Raw genomic sequence first — 529 nt, 5'->3', positions numbered from 1 at the left:
AACCCATCATACCGAGGCGCTCCTTTTTTTGACAAAGGCCAAATCTTAGGCCTTACAGGAATGTTTACTTGAGAAAAGGCAACCAATCCACTTGGGATGGCTGCCTTTTCATGTTGTAAATGAACTATCGTTTCCCGTTAGGTCAATGCCAATCCCATTCCGAGTGATGGTGATTATTAGGCCCCGTTAGATCCTCGCGAACGTGATGTAATCGACTTGGACGGGCTCTGCCGATTCGATCCGAAGTGCACGGTTGATCTGTCCCCGGTGATATTGCCTATGTAAGAGGACCTGCGACAGGATATCCCAGGCGGACGTTCGGAACGGAACCCCGCTCTGGTTCGCATAGTCAACCATCTCGTCCAACTCGGATTCCTCGAGCCCTTCGATATAGACGCGATATTGCTCGGCGTTCTCTTCGAACATCGTCCGGATCGCCGTCAGGTCTTCCGTTTTCCTCCCACAACGAATATTGCGCGCTTCCCTTGCCCTGCAATCGGGACAGCCAGCCCCGTTCCGCGACCGCGAT

Annotated in this window: 1 protein-coding gene and 1 pseudogene; both read right to left on the bottom strand. The window is 52.7% G+C overall.

Going from position 1 to position 529, the window contains the following annotated elements; genetic code table 11:
* Window positions 1-186: 186 nt before the first annotated feature.
* Window positions 187-426 carry a DinB family protein gene (locus tag GC098_RS10550; RefSeq protein ID WP_246358545.1) on the bottom strand — a complete coding sequence of 80 codons (240 nt, stop codon included), beginning with the start codon at window positions 424-426 and terminating at the stop codon, window positions 187-189.
* Window positions 350-529 (bottom strand): annotated as a pseudogene (locus tag GC098_RS39945) (hypothetical protein); the annotation flags it as partial. The gene GC098_RS10550 and the pseudogene GC098_RS39945, both read right to left, overlap by 77 nt.

Origin of the sequence: Paenibacillus phytorum (assembly GCF_013141715.1) — a bacterium.
Classification (GTDB): Bacteria; Bacillota; Bacilli; order Paenibacillales; family NBRC-103111; genus Paenibacillus_E; species Paenibacillus_E phytorum.
The sequence above is the reverse complement of the archived record's forward strand: the minus strand, read 5'-3'. Positions and strand labels throughout refer to the sequence as shown.

Excerpts from the sequence above, each read along its gene's own strand:
- GC098_RS10550 (WP_246358545.1), bottom strand. The coding sequence starts at position 426 with ATGTTCGAAGAGAACGCCGAGCAATATCGCGTCTATATCGAAGGGCTC.